The 15462-nt window shown below is 37.3% G+C and carries 17 protein-coding genes; 10 read left to right on the forward strand and 7 right to left on the reverse strand.

The features are described from left to right. Positions 1-69: 69 nt before the first annotated feature. Entirely contained in the window at positions 70-1023 is a 954-nt protein-coding gene (locus tag BAU17_RS00490; RefSeq protein WP_161900851.1) for an AraC family transcriptional regulator, read from the forward strand. A 273-nt stretch (positions 1024-1296) separates the two neighbouring features. Then, positions 1297-2112: a YwqG family protein gene (locus BAU17_RS00495; protein WP_161900852.1), complete on the forward strand. Its 816-nt coding sequence runs from the start codon at positions 1297-1299 to the stop codon at positions 2110-2112. A gap of 54 nt (positions 2113-2166) precedes the next feature. Here the strand turns inward: BAU17_RS00495 and BAU17_RS00500 are convergent, their stop codons facing one another. Then, the gene (locus BAU17_RS00500; protein ID WP_161900853.1) at positions 2167-3450 is read right to left on the reverse strand and encodes a serine hydrolase; all 1284 of its coding nucleotides are present in this window, start codon (positions 3448-3450) and stop codon (positions 2167-2169) included. A 218-nt stretch (positions 3451-3668) separates the two neighbouring features. On the opposite strand from BAU17_RS00500, the gene BAU17_RS00505 reads away from it, so the two are divergent. Further along, positions 3669-4409, forward strand: coding sequence for a helix-turn-helix domain-containing protein (locus tag BAU17_RS00505; RefSeq protein WP_161900854.1), 741 nt, complete (start codon positions 3669-3671; stop codon positions 4407-4409). Between the two features lie 29 nt (positions 4410-4438). Here the strand turns inward: BAU17_RS00505 and BAU17_RS00510 are convergent, their stop codons facing one another. Beyond that, positions 4439-5254 (reverse strand): MurR/RpiR family transcriptional regulator, encoded by an 816-nt coding sequence (locus tag BAU17_RS00510; protein ID WP_161900855.1) that lies wholly within the window; start codon positions 5252-5254, stop codon positions 4439-4441. A gap of 149 nt (positions 5255-5403) precedes the next feature. On the opposite strand from BAU17_RS00510, the gene BAU17_RS00515 reads away from it, so the two are divergent. Both BAU17_RS00515 and BAU17_RS00520 read left to right on the forward strand, forming a co-directional pair. After that, complete coding sequence (locus tag BAU17_RS00515) at positions 5404-6093, forward strand: N-acetylmannosamine-6-phosphate 2-epimerase (protein ID WP_161900856.1); 690 nt, start codon at positions 5404-5406, stop codon at positions 6091-6093. Between the two features lie 20 nt (positions 6094-6113). Next, positions 6114-7613: a PTS transporter subunit EIIC gene (locus tag BAU17_RS00520; protein WP_161900857.1), complete on the forward strand. Its 1500-nt coding sequence runs from the start codon at positions 6114-6116 to the stop codon at positions 7611-7613. Between the two features lie 57 nt (positions 7614-7670). Here the strand turns inward: BAU17_RS00520 and BAU17_RS00525 are convergent, their stop codons facing one another. Beyond that, positions 7671-8696 carry a M42 family metallopeptidase gene (locus BAU17_RS00525; RefSeq protein ID WP_161900858.1) on the reverse strand — a complete coding sequence of 342 codons (1026 nt, stop codon included), beginning with the start codon at positions 8694-8696 and terminating at the stop codon, positions 7671-7673. A gap of 245 nt (positions 8697-8941) precedes the next feature. Between BAU17_RS00525 and BAU17_RS00530 the strand changes: the two genes are divergently transcribed. Beyond that, entirely contained in the window at positions 8942-10360 is a 1419-nt protein-coding gene (locus tag BAU17_RS00530) for a glycoside hydrolase family 1 protein (RefSeq protein WP_161900859.1), read from the forward strand. Positions 10361-10405: 45 nt separating this feature from the next. On the opposite strand, the gene BAU17_RS00535 is transcribed toward BAU17_RS00530, so the two are convergent. Continuing rightward, on the reverse strand, positions 10406-10933 hold the full coding sequence (locus tag BAU17_RS00535) for a type 1 glutamine amidotransferase domain-containing protein (RefSeq protein ID WP_161900860.1): 528 nt from the start codon (positions 10931-10933) through the stop codon (positions 10406-10408). 133 nt (positions 10934-11066) lie between these two features. Between BAU17_RS00535 and BAU17_RS00540 the strand changes: the two genes are divergently transcribed. Together BAU17_RS00540 and BAU17_RS00545 are read left to right on the forward strand one after the other, a co-directional pair. Beyond that, positions 11067-11420, forward strand: a complete 354-nt coding sequence (locus BAU17_RS00540; protein ID WP_161900861.1) for a hypothetical protein — start codon at positions 11067-11069, stop codon at positions 11418-11420. Then, positions 11414-11809: a GNAT family N-acetyltransferase gene (locus BAU17_RS00545; RefSeq protein WP_161900862.1), complete on the forward strand. Its 396-nt coding sequence runs from the start codon at positions 11414-11416 to the stop codon at positions 11807-11809. The genes BAU17_RS00540 and BAU17_RS00545 overlap by 7 nt, the downstream gene beginning before the upstream one ends. A gap of 47 nt (positions 11810-11856) precedes the next feature. On the opposite strand, the gene map is transcribed toward BAU17_RS00545, so the two are convergent. Then, positions 11857-12609 (reverse strand): type I methionyl aminopeptidase, encoded by a 753-nt coding sequence (gene map / locus BAU17_RS00550; RefSeq protein WP_161900863.1) that lies wholly within the window; start codon positions 12607-12609, stop codon positions 11857-11859. A gap of 172 nt (positions 12610-12781) precedes the next feature. Here map and BAU17_RS00555 point away from each other — a divergent pair, with 172 nt between their 5' ends. Further along, positions 12782-13828: a S66 family peptidase gene (locus BAU17_RS00555; protein WP_161900864.1), complete on the forward strand. Its 1047-nt coding sequence runs from the start codon at positions 12782-12784 to the stop codon at positions 13826-13828. Beyond that, positions 13825-14445: a histidine phosphatase family protein gene (locus BAU17_RS00560; RefSeq protein ID WP_161900865.1), complete on the forward strand. Its 621-nt coding sequence runs from the start codon at positions 13825-13827 to the stop codon at positions 14443-14445. The genes BAU17_RS00555 and BAU17_RS00560 overlap by 4 nt, the downstream gene beginning before the upstream one ends. A gap of 52 nt (positions 14446-14497) precedes the next feature. Here the strand turns inward: BAU17_RS00560 and BAU17_RS00565 are convergent, their stop codons facing one another. Together BAU17_RS00565 and BAU17_RS00570 are read right to left on the reverse strand one after the other, a co-directional pair. Continuing rightward, positions 14498-14809, reverse strand: a complete 312-nt coding sequence (locus tag BAU17_RS00565; RefSeq protein ID WP_161900866.1) for a nucleoside triphosphate pyrophosphohydrolase — start codon at positions 14807-14809, stop codon at positions 14498-14500. An 18-nt stretch (positions 14810-14827) separates the two neighbouring features. Continuing rightward, entirely contained in the window at positions 14828-15370 is a 543-nt protein-coding gene (locus BAU17_RS00570) for a glutathione peroxidase (protein ID WP_161900867.1), read from the reverse strand. Positions 15371-15462: the final 92 nt, after the last annotated feature.

Here is a 15462-nt window from a genome sequence, read left to right on the forward strand (position 1 = left end):
TTACATGAAAAGTTTGTGAAAAAAATAGCTAAATAGAAGGGGAAAGTGTCTTTTTCAAAGGTGGTTAGTATGTATCAATTTAGTTACGAACAACATCAGAAATTTTACGAGTTTTTGGAGAAATTGGATTGCTATATTTCTTCGGAAGCAGGAATGATTGCCGAATTAAATGAGTTTAAAGAGAATTCCCAACGAAAGATTGCTGCTTTAGTTTGCCAAAATACTCAAGAAAAATTAAGTTTTCCGGCACCTTATCTGCGGATTTTGTATGTGTTGGAAGGGGAAGTTAAGATATTAATTGACGGGAAGGAATTAGTTTTAGGCGCTGGTGGGATGATTCTATCTAATCGCTTTACAACAATTACCTATGAGGAATTGCAAGCAGGAACCCGCATCGTTGGTTTTTATTTTAAACCCGAATATTTTACCGAGTCTTTGTTAAACCAGCTTGCAGAAGAACCGTTATTGTATCGTTTTTTGATTGAATCATTAAAATCAGAGGATCCGATTGGTCGTTATTATGTGTTTGAATTTAGTATCTTAGATGATGTGCATTTCTATAGTATGCTATTGTTAAAACAAGTAGTGAAAATGCGCTATAAAGACAATAAAGTCACACGTGCCGCCTTTTTATTATTGATTGTGGAAGTGAGTCAGTTGGCTGAAAATTCCTTGCGTTTAAATGATTCCTTTGTTTCTTCCAAGATTTTAGTATCGGAGATGTTGAATGTCATGGAGAATAATTTAAAAGATATCACGTTAGAAAAGCTAGCGAAACAATTTAATTTCCATCCCAATTATTTATCAAGCTTGATAAAAAAAGAAACGGGCAAATCATTCAAAGAACATCTTTTGACCATGCGATTAGACACGGCTGCTTATTATTTACGCAATACGAAATTATCTATTCAAAAAATTAGTGAAGAGATTGGGTACCAAGATCGAGCATTCTTCTTTCGTATCTTTAAAAAATATTATGAAAAGACACCTGGTCAATATCGAAGTAAATTTCAATCTGTATAAATTTTTGCTCCTAAAGCAAAGATTTAGTGAAAAAATAATCAATAGAAAAAGAAGTTATTCGTACAATTAAATTATAGGTTAGAAGGATTTTGGACTCATGTTGCACACCAAGTAGCGGAAAAATGAGTCTTGAAAGCAAGGAACAAAAGCATGTTGGTTTAATTCTGGTCGTATCGTTGCTATGGCGTAGGATCAGTTGTTTTTTATTAGTAAATATTAGCAAAATATGTCATGATTAAATGGTACTATTAATAAAGGGAAAGAGGCTAAGTGATGACAAGTTTACGAGAAATATTTCCGAATGATGAGCAATACCAAGCATTTAAGCAAACAGAAGTTGAAAGAATCTACCTATCTTTTAGCAGAGCTGGAGAAAATCGCTTAACAACAAGTAAAGCTGGAGGTTTTGGTTACTTGCCTAAGACAGAGGCGTATCCTCGAAATGAACAAGGAAAACCGTTGTCTTTATTGGCACAGTTGAATTTTTCGGAGTTGCCACATATTACTCCTTATCCTACAAAAGGGTTGTTGGCATTTTACGTAGATATGTATGACGACTTAATCGGTTTAGACTTTGATGAACCTACGAATCAAAATGGGTTCCGTGTGTTTTATTTTGAGAACATGGATGAAGAAGCGTACACTAAAGAAGAGATACAAGCATTCTTTGCGGAATATGCAGATGAGGAACTCTACGGTGTGGTGAACGAAGAATTAAAAATCAGAGGAGAACTCGAAACGCAATTACTTACCTCAGATAGTTACAATTTTGTTCAGATATACGGCATGAATTTCTATGACTATTTAGAAAAACATGTGGATGAAGATAAAGTGGATGATGTAGCAGATGCATTATTTGATTTGGGTAGCACCGGTGGCAGTGCGTTAGGCGGGTATCCTTTCTTCACTCAAGAAGATCCACGTCAATATGCCGGAGAAGTCAAACAAACAGAGTTACTTTTCCAATTAGATACGAATAATAAGGGCATTATGTGGGGGGATTCTGGTATTGGTAATTTCTTCATCTCCAAAGAAGATTTAGAGAATAAAAACTTTTCAAATGTGTGGTATAACTGGGATTGTTATTAAAAATAATAAAAGCCTCCGATTGATTTTTGAAAATCAATCGGAGGCTTTTGATAGTTAAAAGAAATTAATCATTTTTTGGAAAAATTCGTTTATTTTGCGACCAAATTGCACCCAGTTTGATGCTTTTTCAATATCTTCTGCAACAATTAATGACGTAAAAGTTACAGGTTGTTCAGCAACTGAACCGAGATTATCTAGTTGGGCTTCCACTTTGCCTAAAACGGTGTCTTTGGCAAGAGGAGCTTGCACTAATTCAGGATTGTTTTGGTTATTTAAGGTGACCGTTAATGCAGGTTCTTGATCGCCTTGGACCCAACCGTTGATAGCTGTTTGAGTCACTAATGGCACCGTTGTTTCTTCAGCATTGTTAACTTCAATGGTGGTAATTTCTTGGTTAGCTGGAACAATTTCACGATAAGTCCAGTTGTTATACACATAATCCATTAGTTTACTCGTTTCCGTAAAGCGCATATCAGGATTATCCTCGGTATTGTGTGCGTTCAAGACAACGGTAATGATTCGTTGTCCATTACGTTCAATTGTACCAACAAAACATTCACCTGCTAAATCCGTGGTACCTGTTTTAAGACCATCAACACCTTCTTTTTCATACAACATACCTGTTAATAATTTATTAGTGCTATACATTGTAACAGGTTCATCGGATTGTGTATCAAAAACCTTTGATGGGACACGAGTTACTTCTAAAATACCCGGATAATCTAAAATTAAATGGCGCGCAATAATACTAATATCTTTGGCTGACAAAAGGTTTTCATCATCCGGTGTAGAGCCTGGATAAATCCGTCCGTTTAAGTCGCTATTGTTTAACCCAGATGCTGTGACGAGATGTGCATCGGTAATGCCCCAAGCTTCCACTTGTTCACGCATCATATCAACGAAAGCTGGTTCACTGCCAGCGATTTTTTCTGCTAAAGCTGAAACTGCTGCATTGGCTGATTGAATTGCTGCAGCATCAAATAATTGTTTGACGGTATAATTTTGACCTGCTTCTAACGGCACATTGGCTAATCGAGGGTCTGTACTTAAGGCAGCCAATTCTTCTGAAATCGTGACGGGTTCATCCCAAGTAAGTTTGCCTTCACTCACTTGTTTTTCAACTAAATAGAGACTAATAATTTTAGAAATCGAGGCAAGACCGGTCGGTGTCTCGCTATTCTGACTATACAAAATTTTCCCTGACTCTGCATCAATTGCAATTGCCGCGTCTGCTTCTATTTGAAAGTTTTCATCCGCATAGCTGACAAAAGGTGTTGCACTGATAAATAGCAGAAGTAGAAATAAAACTATTTTTTTGAAACTATGTTTTTGCTGCATCTCATTCCCTCACTTTATGTTGTTGTCTCAAAGAGTAGCACATTTTCGCAAAGCTTGCATCGCTTTGCTTATGAATTCATACAATTTTTAATGGATGTCTAATATTAAAGAGACAATAAGTTCGTTGGAAAAGTTGATAGGACGGGTATCAACCATAAGTTGATTGCAGATTTCTGTGGAAAACAGTAAGCTGAGAATAAGTAAAGGAGGGAGTAAAAATGATTATTCAAGATATGCTGAAATTGAATCGAAAAAAACGGGGATACACGCAAGAACAAGTGGCAAAACAATTATTTGTGTCAACCCAAGCTGTTTCAAAATGGGAAAATGGCCAGTCGATGCCATCAATTGATAACTTATTAGCATTATCAGATATGTATAATTTATCTTTGGATGAATTGATACAAGGAAGTCCTTTCTTCAAAAAGCCCTACGTGATAGGTAAAAAATACACATGGAAAAAAGGGATGCGATTTATGATTGGTTGGTTTTTCGTGGTATCTCTCATTTCAGGATTTTATTATCAATCACTGTGGTTATGGGGAATGTTTGTCGTCGGTGTTACTTTTTTGCCACTTATGATGTCGGATTATTGGATGATTGAACAAGAAGGATTGACGTTGAAACAGTATCCTAAAGGTTTGAAAGAAAGCTATCGTGCACATTGGACATATATAACACGGTCGATTCCGTATTCAGAAATCACCGCTGTAGAAATTATTTACCAACCGAAAATCCGGATGTCACCCATGGATGTAGGACCAGATACATTTGGTTTGCGCGTACATCTGACAGACGAGCAAGTAAGTCTACCATTTAAGACCGATACGGCAAAGTTTTTACCGCAATTCATACAATTTTTGTCGCGAAAAGGAATTATGGTGATTGACGAAAGACGGATTGTTGAAGGGATGCTGACAGGCAAGCCAATTTATGAATGGCTAGAAAGTCAAATTTAATCCAAGTCGGATTAAATTTGACTTTTTTTCTAATCGATTCCTTTATCAAGAATAGCGCGTAAGGCTTTTTCACGTAAGGGAAGGGTATCTACTTGATTTTGTAACTCATAGCCTTGAACTAAAACATTACATACGTATAGTTGTGAGATAATACCTGCTAAAGATCCTCCATCTAAAAATTCTTCAATTGAAGTCTGTAAGACAATCTCACTTAATTTAGCAAGAGGGGAAGATAAGTAGTTAGTTATAGCAATCGTAGTAGCTCCATTTTCTTTAGCTACCTTCAATGAATCGTACGTGTCTTTTGTTCGTCCACTTAGTGAAAAACCAATAACTACATCTTCTGTATCAAGCAACGAAGCTGACTGCGCTTGAAAATGAGGGTCAGTGACTGCTTTACAATGAACCCCAACGCGTAAAAACATATTCTCTAGATTCATACTGGTATTTCCACTGGAGCCCACCCCAAATATATATAAGTGTTTCGCTTTTGTAATGGCAGAGATGGCTTTGGTTAATTCGTCTTCATTAATTAATTGACGAGTAGAATGTAGTGCATCTACTAAGTTGTTTAAGATTTGATCATAAAAAGTTGGTTCTGTGACTGAATGGCTACGACCAAAATCTTCTTTTGCGACTGCGATTTTTAAATCTGAAAATCCAGAAAAACCTAATTTTTGACAAAATCGAACAATCGTTGCATCCCCTACATTAGTCATTTCTTTAATTTCACTCATCGTTGAATAAATTGTTTTTTCTTTAATTGCTAATAAATAGTCTGCAATTTTTTTTTCAGATTTCGTTAATGTTGGGTAATGTTCTTGAATTAATTGAATGAATTTCATAATGGAATAATCGCTCCTCACTAATTATGTTTATTATACCGTAACAAAAAAAATAATTCATGCCTATTTACAAAAATGAAAGCGCGTGCTAGAATTCATTTGTGGAGTTAAACTCCATTTTGTTTTTATAATTGGAGGTAAAAAGGAGAATGGAAGACGGATTAATACAAAAAATTAAAAATGGCATTATTGTTTCATGTCAAGCATTGCCAGGAGAACCTATGTACACGGAAAAAGGTGGTGTGATGCCTTTATTTGCTTTAGCAGCAAAACAAGCGGGAGCCGTTGGGATTCGTGCTAATTCTGTTCGTGATATTCGAGAGATTCAAGCAATGGTGGATTTACCGATTATCGGGATTATTAAACGTGATTACCCGCCTCAAAAACCATTTATTACAGCAACTATGAAGGAAGTCGATGAATTGGTTGCGACGGGTGTCGAAATTATTGCCTTGGACTGTACGTTGCGCGAACGATATGACGGTAAGACAGTAGCAAGCTTTATTCAAGAAATCAAACAAAAATATCCAGAGCAATTATTGATGGCGGATATTGCAACATTTGAAGAAGGAGTGAATGCTTTTCAAGCGGGTGTTCATTTTGTTGGAACTACTTTAAGTGGTTATACCGAAGAAAGTATGGATTCGGAAAAACCTAATATAAAATTGATGGAGCAATTAGTGGCGGAAGGGATTCCAGTCATTGCAGAAGGAAATATTCAAACACCTGAACAAGTGAAAAAAATCAAACAGCTAGGTGTGACAGGAATTGTAGTCGGTGGAGCAATTACTCGTCCTAAAGAAATTGCTGGACGTTTTATTGCAGCATTCAATGAATAAAAGTATTGGAGGGAAAATACATGTTTAAAAAGTTTTCGCAAATTGGGCGTGCGATGATGTTGCCGATCGCTATCTTGCCAGCTGCAGGGTTGCTATTGGGATTGGGAGGGGCATTAACGAATAAAAGTGCGTTAATTGCTTACCCATTTTTAGATCAAGGTTGGTTACAAACAATTCTAAGTATCATGAGTTATGCGGGAAATGCTGTCTTTGCAAACCTAGCACTTATTTTTGCGATTGGTGTATCAGTTGGATTAGCAAAAGGAGACAAAGGAACCGCAGGGCTTGCAGGTGGTGTCGCTTATCTTGTATATACGGCAACAATTAGTGGATTTTTGCAATTATTTTCAGCCGCAGATGCAACGATTGACACAGGGGTTGTCGGATCAATTGCTATCGGAAGCACAGTTGCTTTTTTGCATAATAAATATCGTAAAATTGAATTGCCTCAATTTTTAGGATTTTTTGGTGGTTCAAGATTTATTCCCATTGTCTCTTCTTTTGCCGCTATTTTACTAGGTGCATTCTTTTATCTTATTTGGCCACCAATCCAAAATGGTTTAGGTGTATTGGGAGAAGAAATTGCACAAATGGGTAGCTTGGGGACATTTTTGTATGGTTTCTTGCTACGATTAACTGGTGCAGTGGGCTTGCATCATACGATTTACCCCTTATTTTGGTATACCTCATTAGGAGGGACAGAGACTGTGGCGGGACAAGCTGTTTCAGGTGCGCAAAACATCTTCTTTGCGCAATTGGCTGATCCAAACCATACAGGACTGTTTACTTATGGGACACGTTTCTTTGCAGGTCGTTTTGCTACGATGATGTTTGGGTTACCAGCCGCTTGTTTAGCGATGTATCATTCTATTCCGAAAAGTAATCGTAAGAAGAACGCTGGTTTATACTTTAGTGGCGCGCTTACTTCCGCGTTAACAGGAATTACTGAACCAATTGAGTATATGTTTTTATTTGTGGCACCTTGGTTATATATTGTTCATGCTTTTTTAGACGGACTCTCTTTCTTAGCTGCAGATTTACTAAATATCCGAATCGGGAATTCATTCTCAGGGGGATTTATTGACTTTATGCTCTTTGGTGTTTTACAAGGGAATGATAAAACAAACTGGTTCTTAGTGATACCATTAGGAATTGCTTGGGCAGTCATCTACTATGTCGTTTTCCGATTCTGTATTCGTAAATTTAAAGTAGCCATTCCAGGTATGGAAATCAGTATGGAGAATGAAATAGAACCAACAAAAGCAACAACTAGCTTGCATCAAGAAGCATTAACAATTATTGAAGCCTTGGGAACAAGTACCAATATTGAATCTGTTGAAGCTTGTGCCACGCGCTTACGAGTAGCTGTCAGTGAGGGGGATTTAGTCAATAAAGAAACGATTAAACAACTTGGAGCGACAGCAGTATTTGAAGTAAATGGTGGCATTCAAGCAGTGTTTGGTGGGAAAGCAGATTTACTTTCACAAGAAATCAATCAAATTTTAGGAACCGATGAATAAATAAAAACACCCGAACGATAGCGAAAAGTTTTTTCATCGCAATCGTTCGGATATTTTTTATTGAATATAAGCAGCAACTAAATTAAAGGTATTTCGAATCGCATCAATATGCGTACGTTCCATGCCATGACTGCTGGCAACACCAGGACCAATTAAAGCAGCTTTAATATTGGCACCACCGCCTAATGCAGCAGAAGCATCACTACCGTACATTGGGTAAATATCTACCGCATAGTTTAATTTATTACTTTTCGCTAAGTTCACTAGTCGAGTTGTTAAATCATAATCATAAGGACCAGAAGAATCTTTGGCACAAATGGATACGTCAAATTCTGTACAAGCCAAGTCTAGACCAATACAACCCATATCTACAGCTAGTAGTTCCGTAATATTTTCTGGAATCCAAGCAGCACCATGTCCCACTTCTTCATATGTTGAAAAGATGAAGGTTAAGTTTGTAGCAGGGACTAATTGATTTTCTTTGATTGCTTTTAAGATGCTAACTAAAATAGCAACAGATGCTTTATCATCTAAAAAGCGTGATTTTACAAAACCAGAATCAGTCACAACCACTTTTGGATCATAAGCAACAATATCGCCATTTTGAATGCCTAATTTTTGCACGTCTTCTTTATTTTCAACACGCTCATCTAATTTAACGATTAAATTGTCAATGTCACGTGCTTTAGTAGATGCATCCGGGAATACGTGGATGGAAGGGGTATTGGATAAAATAGTCCCTGTGTACACTTTTTCGTCACGCGTAATAATGTCACAATATTCCCCATCTAGGGTAGGAGTTAAAGGACCTCCTAATTTGGTTAAAGCTAATGTGCCATCGTCGTTAATGGAACGAACCATCAATCCTAATGTATCAACGTGTGCACTCAAACCACGTGTTTGTGTTGTGTCTGCTCCAGCCACATGAACCATCAGATTGCCTTTAGGTGTAGTTACTGTTTCATAGCCAATCGTTTCGAGTGATTTTTTTAGAAAAGCAATCGCATGTTTGGTATAACCTGTAGGACTATTGATGGAAAGTAATTCTGCTAAAAATGAAATCGTTTCTTCTTGTTTAAACATAATTGTTGTTGTATGAATCGAAATCCATACGCTCCTTTCTATAACGTACTATTGAAAAGTATAACATAGGAAGGAAATGAGTGTGTAGGGGATTTTTATGATTGACACCGCTTTCTAAAAATGGTAATTTTAGGATAGGATAGTGATTATTAAGTTAAGCTAAACCTAAATGACAGGAGAAACTGTTATTTGGGTGTTTTTTTATGTTCTTTTTTCACGACAATAACTTAAAGGAGTAGATAGGTATGAGTTTTCCAAAGAATTTTTTATGGGGTGGCGCAACAGCTGCCAATCAATGTGAAGGGGCTTGGAATGTTGACGGTAAAGGGCCATCAATTAGTGACCACAACCGAGCGGGTAGTCGTACGTCTGGGACACGTCGAACGTTTGATTTAGAAATTGATGACCAATATTATTACCCAAGTCATACGGCGATTGATTCGTATCATCGCTACAAAGAAGATATTGCTTTGTTTGCAGAAATGGGCTTTAAAGTCTACCGTTTATCGATTGCTTGGACGCGCATTTTTCCAAATGGGGATGAAACGACACCGAATGAAGCAGGCTTGCAATATTATGATGATTTATTTGATGAATTGCACAAATATGGAATTGAACCGTTAGTAACAATCTCACACTTTGAATTACCATTCCATTTAGGAAAAGAATATGATGGTTTTCTTGATAAACGGACGATTGGTTTCTATGAGCGTTATGCGACGACTTTGTTTGAGCGCTACAAGGACAAAGTGAAATATTGGCTAACCTTCAATGAAATTAACTTTGGTACCTTAGACCATGGTCGACGCATCAATGGTTTATTTAACAGAGAATATACAGAATCAGAGCAATACCAAGCACTACACAATGTTTTTTTAGCTTCTGCTAAAGCTGTAATTGCCGGGCATAAAATCAACCCAGATTTCCAAATTGGTTGTATGCTTGCTTATATTACAATGTATCCGAAAACTTGTCGTCCAGCAGATGTCTTAAAAACACAACAAATGAATGACCGTTTGAATTATTTCTGTGGCGATGTACAAGTAAAAGGTGCGTATCCATACTATATGAAACGTTACTTTGAGCAAAATGACATTCAGGTAGAAATTACCGAAGAAGACAAAGCGTTGTTGAAAGCTGGTACGGTTGATTACTACACCTTTAGTTACTATATGAGTACATGTATTGCCGATAATTTAGAGGATCGTGATGATAAATCAGGTGGTAATTTATTCGGTGGTGTCTCAAATGAATACCTTGAAACAAGCGACTGGGGTTGGCAAATTGATCCAATTGGTTTGCGTTATACGTTGAACCAGATTTATTCACGCTATGAGGTTCCTTTGATGGTCGTTGAAAATGGCTTGGGTGCGTTTGATAAAGTAGAAGAAGATGGGTCTATCAAAGATGATTACCGTATTGATTACTTCAAACAACATATTATTGAAATGGGAAATGCGATTGATGACGGTGTAGATTTGATTGGTTACACACCATGGGGCTGTATTGATTTAATTAGTGCAGGAACTGGCGAAATGAGTAAGCGTTATGGCTTTATTTATGTCGATCGTGACGACGAAGGGAATGGAACACTTGATAGAAGTCGGAAAGACTCGTTCTATTGGTACAAAGATGTGATCGCATCAAATGGTGAAAAATTATAAAAAGAAGTTCGCTTGAAACTAATTTTCAAGCGAACTTTTTTAGATTTAGCGTTTTTCTTCTAATACTTTGATGAACTCACGCATATAATCTGGTAAATCTGGTGGACGGCGACTTGAGACAATGTGACCATCTGAAATAGCTGGTGTATCTACCCAAGTTGCGCCAGCATTTGTCATGTCGTCTTTAATTCCAGGGGTACTTGTTACAGTACGACCTTGTAAAATATTTGCTGAAATTAACACCCAACCTGCGTGACAGATTTGTCCGATTGGTTTTTCGTGTTTGTCCATGTGTTGCACCATGTCAATTACTTCTGGAAAACGACGTAACTTATCGGGTGCCCAACCACCAGGAACTAAAATGGCATCGTAATCTGCTGGATTTACTTCAGAAAAAGCATAATCCGATTCCGCAGGTACGCCATATTTTCCAATGTATGTTGTATGGGCTTCTTGTCCGACTAAGTCGACTTGTGCACCTTCTTCACGTAGACGATGAATTGGATACCATAGCTCCAAATCTTCAAAATCAGTATCAACGAGTGCGATAATTTTTTGGTTTTCTAAACGCAAATAAATTCCCTCCATTCCTATTGATTACATTTCTAGTGTAACAGAGCGATAACTGATTGGCGATGGAAATGCTTTGAATATCCGGTATAATAGAAATAAGTAGTTGTTGGCCAATAAAAAAGGAGTGTGCAGAATGGGTGATCGAGAACGTCAAAAGAAATTTGAGCAACAAGCATCAATTAAAAGTAGTGAGTACGACCGTCAGAACACGAATCTCTTAAGGCAAGCGAATTTTACCGGACGTGGACAGAATTTTTTACCGCATGAAGGTCCCCAACATCGCGCAACACACGATTTACTTTTACAAGTCGTTAGTGCGATTATTGGTATTGGGATTTTCTTTTTGGTGATGTATGGTGGAAAGTTACTTTTGTCGGAAGAAATGTATAGCGGTATTTCCTTTTTAGTGATTGATTTGCTTGTTTCTGTGGTGATTGCATATGTGAGTTTCCGAGTGATGAAGAAGGCGAGGAAAACAACATGCTGAAATATCAAATAGAGGGGTCTGTTTCTGGCAAGGCAATTGCTGATTTGCGTGAATCGGTTGGTTGGAATCGACTGGAAGAAGAATTTAGTCATCCGCTGTTACGAGATTATTTTTCAATTAGCTGTTGGGATGATGAAAACTTAGTTGGCTATTTATCTGTCGTCAGTAACGGTGTAACGGATGCCTATATTCAAGATGTCATGGTTGCACCAGCATTTCAGAAAAAGGGCATCGGTACTAGGTTAATGGAACATGCATTGAACAAACTAAAAACTGAAGGAATTTATATGGTTTCCCTCATTTATGGTGATGAGTCACTAAGAGCATATTATGAAAAATTTGGCTTTTCCACGATGTTATCGGGACAGTTGGAATTAAAAGAAATTTAATATGAAAAAGAATCCTCGCTGGTTTGGCGGGGATTCTTTTGATTTAGTTAACGCTCTTGATTCGTCATAATAATCGGACCATCTTTCGTAATCGCGATAGAATGCTCATATTGTGCACAATAACTTTTATCTAGTGTACGGGCAGTCCAACCGTTCGGATCCATTTTCATTTTCCAAGTACCAGTTGTAATCATGGGTTCGATAGTAATCGTCATGCCTTCTTTTAAGCGTAGACCTTTTCCGGGAAGGCCAAAATGTGGGAAAAACGGTTCTTCATGGATAGTAGGTCCAATGCCATGTGCAATAAAATCGCGAACGACACCATACCCTTTTGATTCAGCGTAACTTTGAATCGCATAGCCAATATCCCCTACACGTTGCCCAATTTGTGCTTGTTCAATTCCTATATACAAAGCTTCTTTCGTCACTTTCATTAAATCTGCATGTTCTTTGGAAATTTCTCCAACCGCATATGTCCAGCAACTATCCGAAATAGCGCCGTGTAAGTCAACACAAAAATCCACACTGACAATATCACCAGATTTTAGACGATAATTGGAAGGAAAGCCATGACATATTTCTTCATTGACACTGATACATGTTGCATATTCGTAGCCTTCAAAGCCAATTTGTGCAGGAATAGCTCCGGCATCTATAATTTTTTGATGTACAAATTGATTGATTTCATTTGTTGTGATACCTGGTTTGATTATTTTGCGTAAAGCAATATGAATGTCTGCTAAAATAGCACCAGACTGTTGCATTTCATTAATTTCTCTTGATGATTTTAAGGTAATCATAGAATACTCCTTGCTAAAAGTTAGTACGTCAATCTTATAGCTATATGGAGAAGAAAGCAATTGAATAAACTTCATCTGAAGTAGTAATTAGTTAGAGTATAGCTGAAAAGAGTTCTCTTTTATCTATTGATTTGTTAGTATTTATGTAATGACAAGCAGGAGGAGGTAGCCTATGAGGAAAGTAAAACGATTAGAAGCAGGAGACACTATTGCATTCATTACATTATCGTCTGGTATGGCGGGTGAATCAATTTTTCAGTATCGTTGGAAAGTAGCGAAAGAGCGGTTGGAAGCATTGGGTTTTCATGTAGTATTAACCAAACATGCCACACATTCGAGTGAATATATTGATCATCACCCCGAAAAAAGAGCGGAAGACTTGATGAATACCTTGAAAAATCCCGACATTCAAGCAATTGTCTGTATGATTGGTGGCGACGATACGATTCGGTTGTTACCATACATTGATTTTGAGACAATCAAGCAATACCCTAAGCTATTTATTGGTCATTCAGATAGTACGGTGAATCACTTTATGTTTCATTATGCAGGTATCCCCTCTATTTATGGTCCTACTGCTTTAGTTGAATTTGCAGAAAATGTGGCGATGCATTCTTATACACAGGATTATTTTTTTAAACTTGTGTCACAAGACAACACACCGTTTCAAATTCAACCAAGTAGCCAGTGGACTAGTGAGTTTTTGGATTGGACAGATGAACGCAATCAAACAGTGCAACGAACAATGACGGAAGAAACACATTTTCATGAATTTTTACAAGGCACAGGGATTGTACGAGGAAAATTGTTAGGTGGCTGTTTAGAAACTTTCCCAATGATGATAGGGACGAAAATTTGGCCAAAGGTAGAGCATTGGCAAGATAAAGTGTTATTTATTGAAACCTCAGAAATCAAACTGTCTCCGAGTATGTTTGCTGTTCTATTAAGAGGATTAGCTGCACAAGGTATTTTTCATCAAGTACAGGGGATTTTAATGGGTAAACCGGTAAATGAAACATTTTACCAAGAATACAAAGACATCCTTCAAAAGATTATTCGTGACGAATGTCAATTAAGCGATTTGCCAATTGTGTATAATATGAATTTTGGGCACACGGCGCCAATCATTAGTTTGCCAATTGGTTGTGAGATAGAGATTAATTGTCTGGAACAGACGATTCAAATTGTTGAGAGTCCAGTAGAAGGAGAAGTGCTATGAAACGAATCATTACGATTCAACATACCGAATCTGAGCATCATCTGAATGGTATGGTTGGTTCGTGGACCGACTGGGAATTATCTAAAAGAGGAAGGCACGAAGCGCAGCAAATTACCACCAACTTAACGAATGAATTTGATTTAAATGACTTTATGATTTACTCATCGGACTTAACACGTGCTGTTCAAACTGCTCAACCGTTGGCTACGAAATTAGGCAAAGAAATTATGTTAGAGAAGAGATTACGAGAGCGTAATTTAGGCGAATGCTGTGGCCAGTCTGTGGCGTGGTTAAATCAGCACAAATTAAAAGATGAGGAAACAATTGATGATCGGTTATTTCCTAGTGCAGAATCCCGAAGAGAGTCATTTATGAGATTGCAGTCTTTTTTTGATGAACTAATTGAAAATCCTAAGGACGTTGTCTTAGTTGCTCATGGTGATATTTTGACTCAATTTTATGCGCTGTTTCTTAACCAGAAGATGGAAATACTGACAACACTTCGTTTTCAAGGGCTAGCAGGAGGCGTGTCTATTTTTGCCATCGATGACACTGTGCGAATCATTGAAAAGTTAAATGATTCCAGATACAAACAAATAAAAACAGACGACCTATAAGCGCATATTCGCTATAGGTCGTCTGTTTTTATCACTGGATATTGGTTCCTTTTTATTTTTCCCAAATTAATCCATCTTTGAATGAACCTCGATTAGATTGTTTGGCTGCTTTTTCAGCAAGTACATCAGAAATAGTAATATTATGAAGTGCTAATAGGCATTCCAATACTTCTAAAATATCCGCACTTTCTTCAATTAGATTATCGATGGATGTCGCTTGCAGAAATTCTTGTGTTTCTTCTTGTAATTTTTGTTTTAAAGCAAATTCATATTCTGTACCATTGATTTTGGTAAAGTCAGAATTTGGATATGTTTGCTGTATAGGTACGGCTAGTTTATCTCTTACAAGTTTTCTATTTGCCATTTATTTCTCCTTCTAAGTTTATTTCTTAACTAACAACGCCCGAATGTCTTCTTTTAATTCCTCCGGTTCAACGGTTGGTGAATAGCGATGTACGACGTTGCCACTAGCATCGACTAAAAATTTGGTGAAGTTCCAATGGATATCATCTTTCTTCGCATGAGAGACCATCGAGAGCATTTTTTCGACAAAGGCTTTGGCATCTGCACCTTCATCGTTAGGTTTGCTTTGACGGAGCCATTGATACAGCGGACTAGCATTTTCGCCGTTTACCTCAATTTTTTCAAATCTTGGAAAGGTTGTTCCGTAATTTAAGGAACAAAATTCATTAATTTCTTCGCTTGTACCGGGCGCTTGTCCTAAAAATTGATTGCACGGAAAATCGAGAATTTCAAAATTTTCGTTAGCGAACTCTTTGTACAAGGCTTCTAAGGCTTCGTATTGCTTAGTAAAGCCACATTTCGTTGCGGTGTTGATAATGAGTAAGACTTTCCCTTGGTAATTACTTAGTGGGAAAGGTAATCCTTGTTGGTCATTTACGGTGAAGTCATAGATAGTTGTCATGATGATTCCTCCTTTGTTTCATTTTACTTTGAATGATACTAGGATGCGAGAAAAGTGTATTTTTACTTAAACTTAACCTTCTTAATGAAATA

This window comes from Candidatus Enterococcus willemsii (assembly GCF_009933335.1).
GTDB lineage: Bacteria > Bacillota > Bacilli > Lactobacillales > Enterococcaceae > Enterococcus_F > Enterococcus_F willemsii.

Excerpts from the sequence above, each read along its gene's own strand:
- BAU17_RS00490 (WP_161900851.1), top strand. The coding sequence starts at position 70 with ATGTATCAATTTAGTTACGAACAACATCAGAAATTTTACGAGTTTTTG.
- BAU17_RS00495 (WP_161900852.1), top strand. The coding sequence starts at position 1,297 with ATGACAAGTTTACGAGAAATATTTCCGAATGATGAGCAATACCAAGCA.
- BAU17_RS00500 (WP_161900853.1), bottom strand. The coding sequence starts at position 3,450 with ATGCAGCAAAAACATAGTTTCAAAAAAATAGTTTTATTTCTACTTCTG.
- BAU17_RS00505 (WP_161900854.1), top strand. The coding sequence starts at position 3,669 with ATGATTATTCAAGATATGCTGAAATTGAATCGAAAAAAACGGGGATAC.
- BAU17_RS00510 (WP_161900855.1), bottom strand. The coding sequence starts at position 5,254 with ATGAAATTCATTCAATTAATTCAAGAACATTACCCAACATTAACGAAA.
- BAU17_RS00515 (WP_161900856.1), top strand. The coding sequence starts at position 5,404 with ATGGAAGACGGATTAATACAAAAAATTAAAAATGGCATTATTGTTTCA.
- BAU17_RS00520 (WP_161900857.1), top strand. The coding sequence starts at position 6,114 with ATGTTTAAAAAGTTTTCGCAAATTGGGCGTGCGATGATGTTGCCGATC.
- BAU17_RS00525 (WP_161900858.1), bottom strand. The coding sequence starts at position 8,696 with ATGTTTAAACAAGAAGAAACGATTTCATTTTTAGCAGAATTACTTTCC.
- BAU17_RS00530 (WP_161900859.1), top strand. The coding sequence starts at position 8,942 with ATGAGTTTTCCAAAGAATTTTTTATGGGGTGGCGCAACAGCTGCCAAT.
- BAU17_RS00540 (WP_161900861.1), top strand. The coding sequence starts at position 11,067 with ATGGGTGATCGAGAACGTCAAAAGAAATTTGAGCAACAAGCATCAATT.
- BAU17_RS00545 (WP_161900862.1), top strand. The coding sequence starts at position 11,414 with ATGCTGAAATATCAAATAGAGGGGTCTGTTTCTGGCAAGGCAATTGCT.
- map (WP_161900863.1), bottom strand. The coding sequence starts at position 12,609 with ATGATTACCTTAAAATCATCAAGAGAAATTAATGAAATGCAACAGTCT.
- BAU17_RS00555 (WP_161900864.1), top strand. The coding sequence starts at position 12,782 with ATGAGGAAAGTAAAACGATTAGAAGCAGGAGACACTATTGCATTCATT.
- BAU17_RS00560 (WP_161900865.1), top strand. The coding sequence starts at position 13,825 with ATGAAACGAATCATTACGATTCAACATACCGAATCTGAGCATCATCTG.
- BAU17_RS00565 (WP_161900866.1), bottom strand. The coding sequence starts at position 14,809 with ATGGCAAATAGAAAACTTGTAAGAGATAAACTAGCCGTACCTATACAG.
- BAU17_RS00570 (WP_161900867.1), bottom strand. The coding sequence starts at position 15,370 with ATGACAACTATCTATGACTTCACCGTAAATGACCAACAAGGATTACCT.